Origin of the sequence: Lysinibacillus sp. NPDC093712 (genome assembly GCF_050280025.1) — a bacterium.
In the GTDB taxonomy this organism is placed as follows: Bacteria; Bacillota; Bacilli; order Bacillales_A; family Planococcaceae; genus Lysinibacillus.
Map to the genome: position 1 here is coordinate 349,825 of NZ_JBNNUU010000002.1, position 17,790 is coordinate 367,614.

At 33.4% G+C, this 17,790-nt stretch carries 16 protein-coding genes and 1 pseudogene; 4 read left to right on the plus strand and 13 right to left on the minus strand.

What is annotated here, in order from left to right; genetic code table 11:
- The first annotated feature begins 443 nt into the window (after positions 1 to 443).
- Positions 444 to 608, plus strand: coding sequence for a hypothetical protein (locus ACQKNX_RS09235; protein ID WP_427428629.1), 165 nt, complete (start codon positions 444 to 446; stop codon positions 606 to 608).
- 99 nt (positions 609 to 707) lie between these two features.
- Positions 708 to 1,199 carry a hypothetical protein gene (locus ACQKNX_RS09240; RefSeq protein WP_427428630.1) on the plus strand — a complete coding sequence of 164 codons (492 nt, stop codon included), beginning with the start codon at positions 708 to 710 and terminating at the stop codon, positions 1,197 to 1,199.
- Positions 1,200 to 1,537: 338 nt separating this feature from the next.
- On the opposite strand, the gene ACQKNX_RS09245 is transcribed toward ACQKNX_RS09240, so the two are convergent.
- From ACQKNX_RS09245 to ACQKNX_RS09280, 8 genes are all read right to left on the minus strand, one after another.
- Complete coding sequence (locus ACQKNX_RS09245; protein WP_427428631.1) at positions 1,538 to 2,521, minus strand: glutaminase; 984 nt, start codon at positions 2,519 to 2,521, stop codon at positions 1,538 to 1,540.
- A 98-nt stretch (positions 2,522 to 2,619) separates the two neighbouring features.
- Positions 2,620 to 4,035: a M20 family metallopeptidase gene (locus tag ACQKNX_RS09250; protein ID WP_427428632.1), complete on the minus strand. Its 1,416-nt coding sequence runs from the start codon at positions 4,033 to 4,035 to the stop codon at positions 2,620 to 2,622.
- 19 nt (positions 4,036 to 4,054) lie between these two features.
- Positions 4,055 to 5,284, minus strand: coding sequence for an MFS transporter (locus tag ACQKNX_RS09255; protein ID WP_427428633.1), 1,230 nt, complete (start codon positions 5,282 to 5,284; stop codon positions 4,055 to 4,057).
- Between the two features lie 439 nt (positions 5,285 to 5,723).
- Positions 5,724 to 7,046, minus strand: coding sequence for a hypothetical protein (locus ACQKNX_RS09260; protein ID WP_427428634.1), 1,323 nt, complete (start codon positions 7,044 to 7,046; stop codon positions 5,724 to 5,726).
- Positions 7,047 to 7,237: 191 nt separating this feature from the next.
- Positions 7,238 to 10,114: a hypothetical protein gene (locus ACQKNX_RS09265; protein WP_427428635.1), complete on the minus strand. Its 2,877-nt coding sequence runs from the start codon at positions 10,112 to 10,114 to the stop codon at positions 7,238 to 7,240.
- A 428-nt stretch (positions 10,115 to 10,542) separates the two neighbouring features.
- Positions 10,543 to 11,475: an iron-hydroxamate ABC transporter substrate-binding protein gene (locus tag ACQKNX_RS09270; RefSeq protein ID WP_427428636.1), complete on the minus strand. Its 933-nt coding sequence runs from the start codon at positions 11,473 to 11,475 to the stop codon at positions 10,543 to 10,545.
- A gap of 866 nt (positions 11,476 to 12,341) precedes the next feature.
- The gene (locus ACQKNX_RS09275) at positions 12,342 to 12,668 is read right to left on the minus strand and encodes a DUF5713 family protein (RefSeq protein WP_427428637.1); all 327 of its coding nucleotides are present in this window, start codon (positions 12,666 to 12,668) and stop codon (positions 12,342 to 12,344) included.
- A 302-nt stretch (positions 12,669 to 12,970) separates the two neighbouring features.
- Positions 12,971 to 13,621 carry a hypothetical protein gene (locus ACQKNX_RS09280; protein WP_427428638.1) on the minus strand — a complete coding sequence of 217 codons (651 nt, stop codon included), beginning with the start codon at positions 13,619 to 13,621 and terminating at the stop codon, positions 12,971 to 12,973.
- A gap of 335 nt (positions 13,622 to 13,956) precedes the next feature.
- Between ACQKNX_RS09280 and ACQKNX_RS09285 the strand changes: the two genes are divergently transcribed.
- Entirely contained in the window at positions 13,957 to 14,427 is a 471-nt protein-coding gene (locus ACQKNX_RS09285) for a hypothetical protein (RefSeq protein ID WP_427428639.1), read from the plus strand.
- A 12-nt stretch (positions 14,428 to 14,439) separates the two neighbouring features.
- Here ACQKNX_RS09285 and ACQKNX_RS09290 read toward each other — a convergent pair whose 3' ends face one another.
- The 3 genes from ACQKNX_RS09290 to ACQKNX_RS09300 form a co-directional block, all read right to left on the minus strand.
- Positions 14,440 to 14,853: a hypothetical protein gene (locus tag ACQKNX_RS09290; RefSeq protein WP_427428640.1), complete on the minus strand. Its 414-nt coding sequence runs from the start codon at positions 14,851 to 14,853 to the stop codon at positions 14,440 to 14,442.
- A 103-nt stretch (positions 14,854 to 14,956) separates the two neighbouring features.
- Positions 14,957 to 15,523 (minus strand): hypothetical protein, encoded by a 567-nt coding sequence (locus ACQKNX_RS09295; RefSeq protein ID WP_427428641.1) that lies wholly within the window; start codon positions 15,521 to 15,523, stop codon positions 14,957 to 14,959.
- A gap of 187 nt (positions 15,524 to 15,710) precedes the next feature.
- Complete coding sequence (locus ACQKNX_RS09300) at positions 15,711 to 15,914, minus strand: hypothetical protein (protein ID WP_427428642.1); 204 nt, start codon at positions 15,912 to 15,914, stop codon at positions 15,711 to 15,713.
- A gap of 193 nt (positions 15,915 to 16,107) precedes the next feature.
- Between ACQKNX_RS09300 and ACQKNX_RS09305 the strand changes: the two are divergent.
- Positions 16,108 to 16,242, plus strand: a pseudogene (locus ACQKNX_RS09305) (helix-turn-helix domain-containing protein); the annotation flags it as partial.
- Positions 16,243 to 16,995: 753 nt separating this feature from the next.
- Here the strand turns inward: ACQKNX_RS09305 and ACQKNX_RS09310 are convergent.
- Positions 16,996 to 17,409 carry a hypothetical protein gene (locus tag ACQKNX_RS09310; RefSeq protein WP_427428643.1) on the minus strand — a complete coding sequence of 138 codons (414 nt, stop codon included), beginning with the start codon at positions 17,407 to 17,409 and terminating at the stop codon, positions 16,996 to 16,998.
- A 17-nt stretch (positions 17,410 to 17,426) separates the two neighbouring features.
- Positions 17,427 to 17,750 (minus strand): hypothetical protein, encoded by a 324-nt coding sequence (locus ACQKNX_RS09315; protein ID WP_427428644.1) that lies wholly within the window; start codon positions 17,748 to 17,750, stop codon positions 17,427 to 17,429.
- Positions 17,751 to 17,790 lie beyond the last annotated feature (40 nt).

Below are 17,790 nucleotides of genomic sequence, written 5' to 3' on the forward strand. Positions count from 1 at the left end.
ATTATCCAACAGTACAATGTGCAGCTGTAGAATTGATGTTGCTATCTCAGCCATAACCCATTCTCTTACTGACTGTACATTTAACTTTGTATCTCCTTTTTAATGCTAAACTAGCGTTATACGTTCTAGATGACAGGCGATAATTGTTATAACAAATAAAATTTTTTCAACAACAGGCTCCCCTCTCGCATACTTAATGTTTACCAATGCAAACATATTATTAATCAGAAAAGTAACTTCCTTTTTAGACGGATTAATAGGAAGAAGAAATAGTGTAATTTCATTTATTTTTATATTGAAAATTTTTAGTTATTTTTTTATAATTTCACTAAGAAATTGGTAGCACATGTTTGAATAGTTGGTTTATGTAGGTTTGGTGCAAAATTATGCGAATTTGATATTCAAACATCCACTATTAATACAAAGGGGTAAAGACAATGAAAATGAAAAATCTATTGATTACATTAGTTAGTGTTGTCATTGTATTTTTCATAATAAGCTTAGTCCAAGCAAGAATAACATGGCCATTACTACAAGTATTAATGATCATCGGTTTTATTATCAATCTATGTATGTCTTTATTGTCTGAAAAGAAAAAAATACAGTAAATATTAAAGGGTGTTTATAAAGTTTCATATTAATAGTCCATTCATTTTGTAGTGAGTATTAATTTAAGTAAAATTATTTCATGAATAGGGGAGATTTTAATGTTGAAGAAAAGACTATCTTTTATATTAACTACTTTACTATTAATGTTTAATATAATAATTTTGCCACACAATACTGCACTAGCTGCAAATTTAACATTAGACGAAGTAAGTTCTATAGTTACTGAATATTTAAAACTAGATGAAATTAGCGAAACAGTTTTCATTGAAAAAGACCAAGAATTAAAAGCACGAATCGGTGATGATTATTTTAATGAATTGATTCAAACAATGGAAAAACTAAATCAAGTTATCGCTAGTCCAGAAGGTAAAAAGCTGAAGGATGATATTCTAAATCAAGCAAATACAACTGTTGTGATGGCAAGAATTAGTGGATGTGGAGCAGCTGCTCTTGCAGCTACAGCACATACAACAGCATTTACAGGGCTTATGACACTTGCAGGTGTAAGCGGTCCAGTAGGATGGGCTCTTGGTGCTGCTATTGGAGGAGTGTGGTTAGGAGCTTCCGCAGCAGGAGGATGTTTAAATTAATATAATAGCCTTTTAGCAGATTGTGAAACTATGTTTCAATTCTGGTGCTTTTTAGTGAAAACTTTCACTCCGCAAGCATTCAAATCAAGCTTGGTATAACTCAATGAAACACTACAAAAGAAACACCATCCCTCTAGTACAACTAACAAGTACGGAGATTCCTTTCTATTGTTAATCAATTAAAGCTATTTTCAAAAAAATAGACTCTTGCGCCTTACTTGTGTGACCGCGGAAAGCGCCCGAACGTAACTGAAATTAATGGCAGTAGTTCTTTACTTTTAAATTTTATAAAAAAAGACTGTAGATAAGGCTTCATGCTAATCTACAGTCTTTTATCATTAAAAAATATTCATGTTCCACTCTGTCGCAACATGCTTTAGTAATTTTACTCCCGCGACACTATTTCCGATTTCATCTATAGCCGGTCCATAAATACCTATACCACAACCAGCAGGGAAAGGTGAACCTAAACTTGCGTGACTTGGAACTGCCGCAACAATGGCGCCCGAGACACCACTTTTAGCAGGTAAACCAATAAATGCAGCAAATTTACCTGATGCATTATACATACCGCACGTCACCATTAATGCCTTTGCTAGTTTTGCCACTTGCTTTGGAAAAAGCTGTGTTTGTAATAAAGGATGATAACCATCATTGGCGATAACTAAACCGATCATCGCTAAATCTGAAACATTTACTTCAATTGCACATTGCTTCAAATACACTTCCAATGCCTCTTCTACAGGGCAATCTAAAAAGCCCGAATCCATTAAATAGTAAGCTAATGACCGATTGCGATTGGCAGTGTGCCATTCAGATTGAAAAACCTCTTCATTCACCTTTAATTTCTTCCCAACAATTTTCTCTAAAAAATAAAGGATTTTTGAAACTTTCTCCTGTGGAGAATTACCCGCAAGCATCGAGGAAACTGTAATTGCTCCTGCATTAATCATCGGATTAAAAGGTTTTCCAGGCTGATGACTTTCAAGGCGAATAATTGAATTGAAGGTATCACCTGTAGGTTCCACATCTACTCGCTCTAAAACATAAGATAATCCTCGATCCATACATGCTAAAATAAACGTTACAACTTTCGAAACACTTTGAAGGGTAAAAAGTTCAGTTATATCCCCTCCATTAATTTCGTCATTATTTGGTCCGATAATCGAAATGGCCAATTGATGAGGATCTTTTTGAGCTAATGCTGGAATATAGCTTGCACATTTACCTTCTTGTGCAAATGGTCGAAACTCCTTCACCCATTCAGCTACAAGAAGTTGATGCGGATTATCATATTTGTTGTTTGTATGATTTGTAAGCATTTTGCTATTCTCCTCTCTTGGATGAATGCTATCATCCTTTCCCTAACTAGGGAAAAACAGAGCCTTCTTAGTAAATTTACGAAGACTCTATTTTCTATTTAACGCTTTGGAGGATTTGTTCCTTCAGGGATTAACGAAACATACGTTTCCCCATCTAGGCGTTCCATCCATTCTTTTTTAGCTTCTGCAATAAGCGCAGGATTATTTATTAATTCAACTGCTGTGCAAGCCATAATTTTGGCAGCCTGTAGCATTCCTTTATGAGCAATCGGCATGACGCCTTGTGATACAACCTGCCAAGTATGAAGCGGTGTACCTAGTGCCATACAGACAGTTGTACATTGAACAGTTGGAACAATCCAGCTAACATCTCCTACATCAGTTGATCCGCCCATGATAAATTCTGGTAGGACACTTGGGATGTAATCAGCAATCACTTTATCTTTTAACTGCATCACATCTTCTTTTTTTAGACCAACTAATGATGATGCTTGAATTTCAGGGCTAAACGTATTAAAAATAGCTTGCGCATGCTGCTCATCTTCTATTGTATAAGTTGGCATACCAATTTCAAGTATTTGTTTTTGCATTGCGTCATACAGCGTTTTGTTTGAAATAAGATTGGATGCAGCTCCCTCAAAGGCAATCTCCACCGAAGTTCCTGTCATCAACGTTGCGCCTTTCGCAATATTTTCAACACGTTGATAAATCTCTTGTACTTGTTGTTTTTTAGGGGCTCTTACTAAGTATGTTACCTCCGCATATGGTTGGACAACATTCGGAGACGTGCCGCCTGAATCTGTAATCGCATAATGTAAGCGCGCCTCTGGAATAATATGCTCACGTAAATAGTTTACCCCAACATTCATTAGCTCAACAGCGTCTAACGCACTTCTGCCAAGATGAGGTGCAGCGGCAGCATGTGCACTTTTCCCAGTAAACTTAAAAGTTACTGCATAGTTTGCTAGAGAGCTACAAGTCATGACCGATGAAAAAGTACCCGGGTGCCAAGATATCGCAATATCGACATCATCGAAAATACCAGCCTTCGCCATATAAGCTTTACCTGAACCATTTTCCTCTGCTGGACAACCATAGAATCGAATTGTCGCCGATTGATTATTTTGCTCTAAGTAATCCTTCACTGCAACAGCAGCAGCAAATGCACCTGTTCCTAATAAGTTATGTCCACAACCATGACCACTTCCACCATTCTCTAGTGGCTCATAATGTGTAGCCCCACCCTTTTGACTCAAGCCTGGGAGTGCATCATATTCACCTAGAAATGCAATAACAGGCTTTCCAGAACCGAATGTTCCAACGAGTGCCGTTTCAAGCCCAGCAACGCCAGCTTCTGTGGCAAAGCCCTCTTGTTCTAATGCAGCTTTCATATACTGAGCAGATTTTTTCTCTTGAAAGTGCAGTTCAGGCACCGCCCAAATCGCATTGCTCAATGCTACACTAGCTTCACTTTTTGCTTCAATTAACGAAGATATTTTTTCATGAATACTCATATTTTCTCCTCCAAGACGTTTATAAATTTAATAGTTTTCCTTTTTGATCATTTAATGTAAGTAGTGAAATAATACAAATACCCGCAAATGCTATTAGCATCCAAAAGGCTGCGTCAAAAGAACCGTCAAACGCATCGACCATAAAGCCGATAGCCATCGGAGTTACAAATCCTGCCAATTGACCGCCAGTATTGGCAACCCCCATTGCTGAACCTGTAATAGATGATGGTAATTTTTTCAATACAATGGCAGGTAGTAATGTAATAACAAATGCAATAAATATCGACACAACAGTTTGATAGCCAATAAATAATGCCACGGACTCTGCTGTAAACATTAAATACAATAAAATTCCAATAACTGCACAAGAGATAGATCCTAAAATTTTGTCCATCCCACGTGGTAGCTTATCAATAATAAAACCACTACCATAAACACCAATAATTGTTGTAATCGCTGGAATTGTTTGTGCCCAACCAATCGACATCAAATCAAGTCCACGATTTTTTTGAAGATAAGTTGGAATCCATGATACTAATCCCCAGTTCACTGCGTAAATACAAAAATAAGCAATAATTAAATTCCACATAAGTGGCGTTTTAAATAGCTCCTTAAAGCTAACTTTAGTAGTAACTTTCCCATCATCAACACTACCTGTTGATATAGTTTGCTCTTGTGGAAGTTTAATATATTTCCAGTACAGAAAGGCGATAAATGCTCCTATTAAACCGATAATAATGAACATCATACGCCAGCCAATTGTTCCTAATAAATATGCAGAAAGAAGTGGAACGATTAGCGATACAATGCCTCCAGAGGTAAGCATAATCGACATTGCTCTCCCTCTTTCTTCTTTAGGGAAAACAGTTGCAATGATTTTAGAGCTAGCTGGCTGGAACCCACCTTCTCCAATTCCGAATAAAAATCGAATAACAATCATTGCTGCTAAAGACCATGCAATAGCAGTTAAGCCCGTAAAGATAGACCACATAATGACAGCTATTAATAAAATTCGTTTCGCACCAAATTTATCTGCTAACCAACCACCAGGAATTTGCATAATCGCATAGCCTAAAAAGAAAGCGCTTAAAATAATTCCTGTAGAAGACGCATCTAAGCTTAAATCCCCTGTAATTGCTACAACTGCGTAGTTCATAATGTAACGATCTAAATTCCCCAACGACCATCCTAAAAATAATAGCGCCAGTATAATATTTCTAGATTTCTTTGTCATTTCATTTGTTGTCATCCATATCCCTCCTATGTTTCACGTAACATCTCTAACCAAATATTGCTGCAATCGATAGTATAGGGCATAAGTTGTGTATTTTTTATTTTTCCCATGTTACAATCTTTTGCAAACTTTCAACACTACTTTTCCACCTCTCCCTATCTAGTAAAAAATGTATCCCCTTTATATAGCGACATTTTCGTTATATATTCGTATAATAATCAAATTATTAAGATCTGACAATATTTTTTTGAAAATTTTTAATAGATAGTCTAGAGGGAAATCGGTTCAACATGTATTTGTCAAAACAAAGAAACCGTTGATTTATCTATATTTTCAGCATGATTAGCGGAAACAAAAATCATTAAAAATTTTCATTTTAAATTTACTTGTAGTATCTATCCTCAAAATAAAAAATGTCCCAAAAACCATTTATAGGTTTGGGACATTGTTAAACTTAATTTGCAGACTGTTGCATAACAAGCTGATAGATTTTAATCGGTCTGCCACGTGTATGTTGTAATTCCTCACCGCACATTTTTGCTAAACCGACATTACACAAATCAGCAACGATACGCTGCGCATTTCGTTCACTCATTTGCAGGTGTGTAGCTAAATCCTTTGTCGTAAAATGCTTCCATCGCATTTTCTGGACGAGTGCCAGTATTTTTGTATAGGTTTTAATGCCGACACCACCCCTTTTTAATTTTTCGAGTATTTCAGGATCATCTGCTCGATAGGAATAGGTAAGCTCTTCTGTATTTCCAACGGATTCAATCATAGTACCATCTTCTTGAATCATCACAATATCGATGGAATCATTTTCTTTCGTTTGTCGTACAGCTCGATGCGCATTTAATTCCGCATTAAAGACAGTCTGTGCAAAACCTATCCCCGCTGTAACCTTGGCATCCAATTCAATAGACAATTGATACATTTTCTCTGTAATAAATTGAATATGCCCTTCAATTGCTCCCCTTGTACTAAAGATTGTATACCTTCCATTCCCTTCCTCAATTAGAGAGCCGTCAATCTGTTCACATAATTGCAGAAAGTTTTCCTTCATCCGTAATTCTAGATACTGTATACGATAGCCTTGCTTCATTCGTTCCTTCAATGAATCGAAATCTTTTATTTCGAGCATCACAGCACCAATTTGTGTTTCTTTATAATAGGACGTTTTGATTTTTTCAGTAAACAACTGTACTGTATGATAAATTTCAGTCTTTGTTGGTGAAACCCAATGTGAAGGAACGCCCATTTTTTGCAATTGTTCATCCACCGATGGGTAACATGTAATCGCAAAATCAATTTTTCCATCTTGCCATAGCTCATAATGGAAATTAAATAATTCCTTTGGATCTATAGCGACATCAAATTCTTTTAAATACATTTTTTTTACGCTTTTTTCAATTTCAGCTAACCCTTCTGATGCCATTTGTGCAGGCGAAGGGATAATATCAACACTTACACGCTCAATAAATTTCTTCATTTTATAAGTTTGCTCTAAAAAGCCTTTATAGATGGCCGCCTCAGAAAAGATAATATGCGCAAGCTTATCCTTTGAAATGCTTGTCTGATTCGCAATTGTATAAGGTATGTATCCTGAAAATAGCCAAAAATCAACATCTTGATTATGAGTCTCTACAATGTGCTTTGTTTCAGTAGCAACGCCGTAAATATATGGAATAAACTCCATATCCTGCTCTATTTCTTGTGCCATTTCGATGATTTTTTCAACAGATTTAATTGGTCCAACAACACCTATTTTATACATCATAACTTCCTACCTTCTATTATCAAACTGCACTTTTTCTTAAGGAATTCTCACTTCTTAAATCAATTAACTATAAATAGTATAGCGAAAATTAGTTTGTCTGACCAAATGATAGCGATATTTTTAGTATAATAAGCAGATTTTCAACTATATGAAAACCCCGAATAATAGGAAATTATTCGGGGAAATAGTTATTATTTATCAGTTGTATATATTTTATTATAAAGGATTTCTAATTTCTTTGAAAGCTTAGCATATGCATTTTTCCAAGCTTTACGTGCCGTTTCATTGCCTTCTGTATCAGGAACATAGAGCGCATGAACATCAGCGACTTTTTTCAAGTCACTCTCTGCTTGTGTTAGCTTCGAATAATTTTTTACAACATTTTTTTCAGAAGTACCCAAACCGTCATATATTGTACGAATTTCTTTTACCTTTGTATCTAAATCATCGATATATTCGCCATTTATAAGCAGAGAATTAATGGATTCAATTAATTTCAACGCAATTTCATTGGATTGTTGTTGTCCTTGTTGCTTGTCAATAATGGATTGTCGTATGTCTGAACTAACTAAACTCATTTGTTTTGAAGATAGCTTCGCAAAAGCATTAATCACAGTTGATGGATTGCTAATAAATGATTTTTCATACTGCTTCAGGAATGTCTCTACTTTTTTCACATCTGAAACTGCCGCAGTTAAAATCGAAGCATTGGTAATACGTTTTTTATCATTAGCACTTAACTTATTATATTGAGCGGAAAGCTCCGTGATTTTTTCTTTTGAAACTGTATACATATCATTAGAGATGATATTAGCAATTGCTTTATTCAAATCCACTATGTCTGGTGCATTGCCATCGATTAACCGATTGTTAAGTAGATCTTCATATTGCTGTTTCGCTAAATGCTGCTGGTTGGCAGGTAGTTTAGCGTAAGCAGTTTGTACGGTTTGAATTTTTTTAGCTTGTTTTGTAACATCTGTTTCTTCTCGTGCTGCTTGGACTTTTTTATGGAATGACTTTACTCCAGAAAGATCTTTGCTTGCAGCTGTTAATAAATAATAGTTTGTTACATACTTTCGTGCTGGTGAAGTAAGGCTTTTATATGTTACTGTCGCTGTATTAACAGCATTTTCGAATTGTGTAAATGTAAAATTTGTTACGTCAGCAAGCTTTGCAACATTTGCTTTCAAAGTTTCTGCAGCAGCTTTATCAGCAGGCACTTTACCGTTTCCATCCACTGTCACATTCGGCGGATTCAATAAAAAATCATTTGCACTGTAAACTAGTGATTGTTGCAAGCTAGTTAACTTATTATAAGCTTTCAACGTACTAGAATAGCTTGAATTAAGCTTGTTTTCTGCCACACCAGAAACCTCGGATAGCTTTTTATATGCATCCATTTCTTTTATTACTTTTTCCGCTGTTTTTAAATCTTTTTGCAACGTAACAATGTGGTCATATCCGATAATTTTAGTAGCCGAAGTTTTCGTTAGCCCTTTATATTCATTAATAATTCTGTTTACATTCGTAACATGACTTTGCCAAGTTTGGACTGACGGATCTATTGGATACATGTCTTCTGCATCACCAACATAGCTGTCGATCTCAGCATTTAATCTATCAATTTGACTGTCTTCTGCATTTTCTGCTTCAAGTAATGTAGTGACATAATTGGCTGGTACTAATTGTAATTGTTTATATGTTAGCTTTTCATATGCCGTACGTATCGATTTCGCTGTCGTCACTTGTTTGCTAGGTGTATTATTTGATGACAACTTATCGAAAAGTTTAATAAATTGCTCAACCTTTTTAATATCTTGCTTAGCATCACTTAAAATTGTTTGATTTTGAACAGTTGTTCGGTAATTTTGAGATAATTTTGAGATATCATTTTCAATTGCTTCAACTGCTGTTTGTAACGATTTTATGTTAGTTGGTACATACTTAACAAGAGAATTTTCATATGCTAATAATGCAACAATTTCCTGATTTAATCTTCTAACTTCCTTAAAATCATCGATATCAGTTGGATTTTTCAATATGTTTTTAATACTATTATATAAAGCATCATTGATGTCTAAACTGCGTTGTAATAAATCCAACTTATCATAAGTCTCTTCAATTTCTTTTAAATATTGTGTTAGGTTCTTTTCATCAACCTCTTTCACCTTATCTACTTTCTCATTTAACTTGCTCAATAGATCTATATCAACAAGTGCTCGCTTCAAAACATCATAATTTGTCACATTAGCCTTTGCAGGTGCTGTTAATGCCTGATACTTAGCCTCTAACGCCGTAACATCCGCTTTAAATGAAGCTAGACTTGAGATATTATATTGATGGTCATTTTTAAGCACTGTTTTAATTTCATCAATCATTGTGTTTGTTGGTTCATTTGATACTGTAATCTCTTCTGAAAAATCTGATTCTACAATAGCAGTACCAACTTTCGCTTTTACCCTAACCATAATATCTTTTATATTTTCTTCTAAAGCATTTTTTGGGACTGTATATGTACCGCTAGTTGCTCCATCAATAATTGTGAAGGAATCACCAACTTTGTAAAACCATTGGTAGCTATATGTAATTTGACCACTTTGTAATTTTGCTCCTGCACTATCAGTAACATCGGTTGTAACTTTTACTTCTTCCCCAGGCACGATATATTTTGAAGCATTTAAAAATTCTGGTTTTGTAATCGCAAGTTGTAACGTATTAATTGTTCGTGTTGCACTCTTATATCGATTATCTGTCGTTGTTATAGCTTCAACATATAGTGTTTTCCCTGCAGCATCTACTGGCACTGTGAAAGTAGATGTAGTTGCGCCAGAAATCGGTTTATTTGTGACCTCACTTGACCCATTTTCGTTCGCAACATTTTCAACATAATACCATTGATAACCTTTAACAATTGTATTGGCTGGTAAATTTTCTATAGAAGCTTTTAAAATTTCATTTACCATATTTTGACCTGTCACTGTCACTTCTGATTCCGCTGCTCCCGCAACTGTTGGGACAATAAGAACTGCAGGAATAGCAGCTACTGTAATAAATAATTTTTTATTCAATTTTTGTACCTCCTTCATATATCTATTGTTTATATCGGTTATATTTCTATAATTTCTTTCGTTTTATAGAATATTTCAAAAAGGTGTAAATTCTCCTTATTGTAAAATATAAAATAGTAATATATTGATATTGCATTACTTTTTATTTCTTTTTGCAATCATACTTAAGTATATAAGATTGGCATGATGCAAATTTCTCGCCTATTCAGTAGTTAGAAAATGTGCTTGCTTTCCTCCCTCAATTGTTGCGTGATCTAAAAATCATTGATTTGAAAAGAAGAATGTTAAATAATATTACAAAAGGCCCCTACTATATGAACCTTCAATTCAAATAGTAGGAGCCCTCTTTATCATTAAAAGTAGAGCTTTGCATAATAGTCGGTTAATTTTAAAAAAGAGCAAGTAAATGCTTGCTCTTTTCCTATTGGTTATTGTAAAAATTTCTCTTCAAAGAAATCTAATTGATAATCTAATGTTTTTGCATCGTTAAAGTAAAATGCGCTTGCATTCGCTTTATATAAATGTCCGTTTTTCACAGCATCTATATCTTTAAACCATGAAGTATTCATAAATGAAGAATCTTGGTCATCTGGTACACTTAAAATAATATAGTCACCAGTGTATTCTCCTAATACTTCTTGTGAAATTGCGAAATATCCTGGCTCTAAGGCAACCTCTTTCACTTTTTCAGGCATTTTTAAGCCCATTTCTTGATACAAAATTTCAGTTCCACGAGCCCAGTTATCACCAAACAAATATAATTGTTTATCAAAGCTTTCTGCAACAGTAACTGTGGCATCTTCACCGATTTTTTCTTTAATTTTCTTACCTACTTCTGCAGCACGTGCTTTAAAATCTTCTACCCATTTTTCTGCTTCTTTTTCTTTATTAACCACTTTACCGATTTCAATAAATTGTTGTAAATAATCCGCTTTGCCATAAGTGAATAATACGGTTGGAGCAATTTCTGCTAATTTATCAGCATTTTCAATATTATTTAACCCAATAATTAAATCTGGATCAAGCTCAATAATTTTTTCAATATCCGTATTTTCAACTACCACTGCATTTTTAATGTCATCTTGGAAGTTAGGATTATTCGCTTCCCAAGCATCCACACCTACAACATTTACACCAAGTTGTAGCAAATCCCCAGTATATGATGATAACACTACCACACGCTTTGGATTTGCTGGTACTTCAATTGGACCTGTTTCAGATTGATAGGTAATTGTTTCCGACGAAGATGCCTCTTTAACTGCTTCCTCATCTTTCTTCGAATTTTCTTCCTTATTGCCATTGCCGCACGCCGCAAGTACTAATACAACCATCATAAACATTGGTAATAACCATTTTTTCATTACTAAATCCCCTTTTAAACACTTTGTAATATAATTATATTTTTTTGCATATTGGCTTTTTTGTACACAAAATATTACCAATAGCTTGTTCAATATGAAAACGATTGTGGGGATACAAAGACTTTTAATTATTCTTTCTCACAGCCACTACCAATCGATTCAGTTGTATATAAAATGCAACCTCACTTTCTAAGCCTCATCTAAAATAACAACTACACGATAATGATAATCATTATCACTAAAATTAGTCTAGTTATCCTACGAGGTTTTGTCAATCACTTTTTTATTATTTTTATAAAAGTTATTCCTTTGTGTTTCCGATGAATAAGAAAAGGTTTTACTTTTGAAGAGAAATAGGAATAAACTAGATTCATGCTAATAAGATTATTTATCAAGTGATACATTAAAATTAATTTTAGTGACGCTATCTTTTGCTTTACTTTTTCACTGCTAGAAATAAACATAGACAATAAAAACAAGCAAAAGATTTATTACCTCTTGCTTGTTTTCTATATGCCTATATACAAAAATAATTTGTTCACGTCTTCTTTTAATTTGCTACACCAATTATTGAACTGCCATAATTTTTTAAATGTAGCCACTATTGAGATAAAAATCAGAATGCACATGTTTATTTTCAAGACCAGAAATACCATCTTCAAGAACAAATCTAATTTTTAGATGAATATAGTCATATATTGTAAAAATGAAAAAACACTTGTTGCGTTATTATTGCAATCAAGTGCATTATTTGGGTTTTTTTCTTTAAGTGAAATTTGTTTAATCGTCCGAGTGATATATCAATAGCCTTTTGAAAAGGTCAAAAACATAGAAAAAGAAAGAGTGGTTTTCCATTTTTTTGTATTTCACCAATCTCTTTCTCTTAAAGCTTCTTCAATATCTATATCAACCTCAAAATATTGTAAAATTTCTTCTACTGTTATTGCGATTGAATCTCGTGCAACAGTTTCAATTTCACTATCATTTTGATAAAACTCATCCTGGAGTTCATTGATTGCTACAGTCATTTCATCTAACTTTTCCTGAACCTCCTCAACCGAATGATTGCCTTCTTCCATAAAATGAACTACTTTAATAATGTTTGATTTAATTTTATCTACTAAAAACGATGGATAATAAGAATCTTCGTACATATCCAATAAATATTTAAATTCAGCGTCAAGTTTTTTCACAATGGTTCCTCCTTTGATTTTGTTTATGAAAGATTGATGCTACTCTTTCCAAGTATGATACACAAATTAAAATTACTACAATTCTAGGTACAATTTTTGTAAATAGTTCAGCACTTAGATAAGCAGCGCTGTGCTCCCTTCTGATTTACCCCTCTCTTATGATAGTTTGAAAATGACTATGGATTTCATGTGCTTCAATGTTTCTTCCTGTTCTAGTGATTAAAGGTATCGACTTAAAATTTAATATCATTTATCCTCCGATTAAAAGTGGAACCGTAGTTGGTCTCGCGAGCTATTAGGACTTATTTTCGATTTTCCCAATGTAAATGCTCATCAATCATTATTTTTAATAACATGGAGCTGTCATCATAATAAAGACTGAAATCCATTTGTTTATACCAACTTGTAGCGTATGTTGATATTTTTTCAATTTTATTATCTTGCATGCAATCCACTCTAACATACCAGTTATGGGGTGGTGTTATAGAAACATAGAACACTAACCCTTTTTTCTCATAAACATGGCAAAGAGAAGATAATCTAGAGCTAGTAGGATTAGACTCATAAATATGCGCATTAACAATTACTTTTTCGCCGTTTATATAATCTACATATCTAATGTTTTCTCCAAATTTCGTGGTATCTTTATTATATTTTCTACTCTCTAAAAGAACATTACCGTCATTATCCATGCCATAGGTAACTAAATTTTTCGACTCAAAGTTAGCCCTACTTGGTTTTGGAAGAGGCTTCCCTTTCTTCGTAGAAATAACTGAAGGGATTAATTCCTCATATGGCATTAAATCTTCAGTAACACCTAAAGAATACGACCAATTAGTAATCGTGCTCTTTAACTTAAGATAATGTTGATAAATATCATTTGAATAACCTGTAAAGTGTTTCGATAGCTCTGATCTCTTCAATTCGATTTCTTTATTATTACATATATCCATTATTTACCTCCTTCACTTTAATGCTATTTCATTATTTGGATTACATCCTATCAGAAAGAACCTGCTTTAAATCTAACCCTCATTTATCAGCAATTGCTAAAGGAAATTCTATTATTTCATTTCAGTTATTTTCTAAAGTTGATACATTTAAAATTCTTATCAAGAGTTTGTTCTCGTTACTAATACATAATTCTATTGTTATATAAAGTCAAAATGTATGAGCTTATACATAGATTTTTTTTAAAAAAGAAGTTGTAAATCCAATAAAAATTTCCCTTTATAGAGTGTTAGTGCTAACAAAACAAAATCAATTATATAACTGGAGGAATTTAATTATGGCAACAGCTAAATATTCACGTTATGAGTACAATGCAACTACTTCTATTTCTCGAGCAAATGTTACTGATATGCATCGAGCTCAAGAGGCATTCATCAATTATTGGAACGGTAAGGTTTCATCGGCAGCTACAACAACATTCCTAGGTGGACTTGCTACTGCTGCTTTAGAAAAGGTTTTTAATAAATCAGCTTATACAGCTATTCCATCCCTTCTTGTATCTGCATTAACAAGTGCGAATGAGTGGGAGAAAAATGAAGTCTTACGAGTAGCAGAAGAAGGCTATGATCAAATAACTAAACTATTACGAATTTTCATTGATAATAAAACTTATGTTTCTATTGAATTTAGTGTTAACTATTTGGCATTCAAAAACCTTGCGACAGGGAACACAGACTTCACTATTATTCAAGGTAATATTATTCCTAAAAAAATTTTTACATCAAGTGGCGGTTCTATTCCTTTGTAAAAAAAGCACCCTTTAGTGGGTGCTTTTTACTATTTCAAAGAATTTGTCAAATGCCTGTTTATTTTGTATTTCATAATTTTTGTGATTAAAAGTTAATTGTCCGTTTTCACTGAGATAAATAACATGCAAATCGTTGTTGTGATAAATAATCATAGAGAACCCTGTGTAAGTAAAATTAGAGCTAGTTCGTTTTATTTCTAGTTGTTCAAGTGAATTTATGAAAGTTGTAAATACAGTACTATCTTTTTTGATAGTTTTAACGTTGCGCTCTGTATCTATGATACTAATATCATGGGTTTCTTCTGCTAAAGAATTTGTATCGAAAAAATCTTGTACAAGATTTTTTGTTTTGTATTCATTAAAAAAATATAGTGAGACCATTGCTATTAAAAAGAAAGCCATAGTAAAATTTATTTTTTTCTTCATTTGTAACAACCTCCTATAATAAAATTTTAAAATTTTAAGGTTTTTTTGTCAAAGTAGGTTGTTAATTTTCTTCGTTTTCATATTTCTACTATCAAAGTGGTGTTTATTTTACAGGCGTTCCTAGATAATCACTAATAATGCTGTAGTTGCCTTCATTCGTGATTTTTGCAGAAGGCACAAAGCCATCATTGAATACCCATGTCACTAGATTTTCTGCGATATCGGCTTCTGTCTGTGAGGCATTCTCCACTGAATTATCCTGCGAGAAATACTCATGCAGAATCGTATTGCCATCCCATACAAAATGAGTAGCTTTACCTTCCGAACACTTCTCTATTCGCCTACCTAGCGAATCATACTTGAACGTAACTTCTGTCATATCTGGCTTCATGACCAAGTGTGCATAATGCTCAGGACGTGTTTCTATGCGTAGTGTATACATATGCCCTGTTATTTCATTAAAATTCCTATAATATATGTGCATGTATACCTTTTCATCTTTCTTTATGTGCAACTCATTTACGTATAATGCTCCCTCGTATCCGTACTTCATCTTCACTTTATGTCCCATTTTTACCATAATCATCATATAAAGCCGTAAAAATGCTCCGTGTGGTACATCTTTATAATCCATCGTAAACTTGTCAATCGACACATTCAGTTTCATCATTTGCTTCTCTCTTATCCTTTCTCCTTTTTTAACACTTATTGTACTTATTAATAATCTGCTCCTTTTAACTTCAACAAGCACTCGTCACCTTATCAAAGGCAATCAAATGCTCAACGTTTAGAAAGTAGTTATTCATTAGGTAGGTCTATACCATCTTTCTTATTCTGTCGTTTCTCTTTTGCTTTTTTTACACTTCTTCCTTTTTTTGCACCAACCTATCAATTTCTGCCCATTTCAATTCTTCTACTTCTTTGAAAAGCAATCGCTGAAGCCACGTTACTTTATCACCTTCAATTATTGTTCCCGGAAGATGCTTTCGTATTAACTGATTTCTATAGCTCTCAATACTTTTGCTCAATTTGTTTCCACCTTCGTTAATTTGTTTAGTCAAATTATTTCCTCTCCCTTTTTCATTTTTGTCTTACACAGTAATATATAATTTCGAGTTGAAGTTTTTTAAGTTGGCAACTAAAATTACACAAAAAAACATCTGTTGCCCTCCTTATTTTCTTACATAAAAATATACTGTAAAATGGGGCATTTTTTTAAATGAAGCCTTAAAATAAAATACAAAAAAAGCATCTCATTCAGCTCTAAGTGAATTAGCTAATCAAAAACGGCAAAATATTAATTTTAATCATCTTGAAAAAATTGCAGAAACTTTAGAGCTAGATGACATTAGAGAAATAGTTGATTTTATAGAAATTGAAAACAAGTAAAAGTCGCTTCTTCTATTTTCAAAGAGCGACTTTTTCTACATGAATAAAGCTATTATACTGTCAGTTTAAACTTCCTTTTTACGGTTACTTGTAGTACCGTCTCATTTAGGCTAAGGCAGAGCCGAAATACCTTTTTAAGTTTCCCGTTGTTTATCGCCACAAGCTTTGTCATTATCGTTTATTTAGTCACTATTCCATACAAGACTACCTCCTGCATGTAAAATGTCATCTCACCTAATTCTCACACTTTTCTTCCTAGACCAATGTTTACATGGTACTCCTTGATGGTCCGCCTTCATGAGCTCTCGATTCTCAAACAAATCTTTTTCTTAATGTCTCACTCAAATATCAGCTAATTTAATATAAATTAAAGTAACAATTTACGTATTTAAACATGCAAAAAAGCACTTGTCGTCTGTTATTGACAATCAAGTGCTTTAAGTTTATATATTTTCTAAATTTATTAATATTTGCAAGTTTTATAAGTTATTTTAGTATTGACAGTATGACATCTTTTTACCACATGGCAAGTGGAACGTTTAAACCCTTTAGCTTGTTTAATCTCGTGTGTTTGTTTGCTTATGACATCTATAGTGGTCCTTGTAAGTAAAATGTCATCTCGCCTATTCTCGCTCTTATTACATTAGTATTAAAAAAACATTTCTTGATGGCTTGCCTTCATGAGTTATTAATTCAAATTCAAGGATATCTTTAACTGTAAACCAGTCACTTTTTCATTGCCAACAAATATTCTTAATCCGAAGTCGAGTAAAATTCCTCTAAAGAGAGTGCTTCAATAGAACTACAATAAAATTCAATGAAATTATATCCATCATTTTCTCCATAACCGCTATCATCATGAACATGGTATCTTTTATCACTATCCCATCCTAACTCTTTTTTATCATGGATAATTAAACTATTTGTTAAATATAGATTTGTTACCTTGTCTAAAGAAAAATTAGTAACATTGTAATATCTTTTCTTCAATTTAAACCATTGCTTTGTTTTTATTACCTCTACTTTGAAAGTAAGATCAAGTACCGTTATATAATTATCCTCATAATCTTGTTCAATATTGTATTTAATTTCAACTATTTCTTCATAAGCCCATGAGCCCATACAATTCAACTTTTCTATCATATTTTGGTAATTCTTAATATGCAACTTAAATTTCCCTCCTATTAATCAATAAATTCAATACGGTTTGTTTCTATGTTTGTTTTCCCTTTTCTTAATCTTCCATTTTCTGGATCAATGAAATACTTAATTTCTCTAGCACTTTTTCCACCATCTTGCCAAATATATTCATGCATATGTGGGTTTGTATGATGTAACGAGTTTCCATGATCTGAATAATCAATTCTAAACTTTTGTTTTCCTGCTTGGTCATAAATAACCCTTGAATTCTCAATCTGTCCACTTGAACCTAAACGACTAAAATCAAATCTAGCTCCCGGAGTCCCATCATCAGGAACATAATTATTTTTGTAGTACTTATCAGGCAAGAATGGTTCTTTAGCAAAATCATCACCTTTACCCGTACCC